This window comes from Williamsia sp. 1138 (assembly GCF_002095435.2).
In the GTDB taxonomy this organism is placed as follows: domain Bacteria; phylum Actinomycetota; class Actinomycetes; order Mycobacteriales; family Mycobacteriaceae; genus Williamsia.
On record NZ_MJEJ02000002.1, the window covers coordinates 1 to 538 of the forward strand.

The following is a 538-nucleotide window of genomic DNA, read 5'->3' on the forward strand; positions in this document are numbered from 1 at the left end:
CCTCAGACCATGTAGGTGGAGTTGATGATGGCGCCCTTGCGGGCGTAGTGGATGAGCGCGTCCTGCACATCGAGTGGGTGGGCGGGGATGACACCTTCGATGAGGTCTTCTTCGCGGCCGCCGTGCAGGGCGAGTCCGAAGCGGCAGCAGTAGACGGTGCCGCCTTCGCCGATGAACGTCGCGAGCGAGTCGTTGATGTTCTGCTCGCCCGGGAATCCCGAATCACCGGTGGTCGGGAAGCCGCGGGTGGCCAGGCAGTTGATCGCACCCGGTCCGTAGAAGTAGATGGCCGACTCGAAACCCTTGCGCAGGGCGCGGGTGGCCTGCAACACGGCCACGAAGCTCACCGACGACTCGTGGGCGATGCCGTGGACCAGGGTGAAGTAGGTTTCGCCGTCCTCGGCCTGGTAATCGGGGAACAGTTTGGTGCTGCCGTAGATGTTGCTGCCCTTGGGCAGCGACGGGTGCGGGATCTCGGCGAGGGACTTCTTGATATTCTCGGCAATGGCTTGGTCGATCTCAGACATCAGGACTCCTG

General features: G+C 63.4%; 1 protein-coding gene. It reads right to left on the reverse strand.

Translation table 11 applies throughout. The annotated features are described in order from the left end of the window. Positions 1–2: 2 nt before the first annotated feature. Complete coding sequence (locus tag BH683_RS00010; protein ID WP_094647160.1) at positions 3–527, reverse strand: MSMEG_0572/Sll0783 family nitrogen starvation response protein; 525 nt, start codon at positions 525–527, stop codon at positions 3–5. Between the last annotated feature and the right edge of the window lie 11 nt (positions 528–538).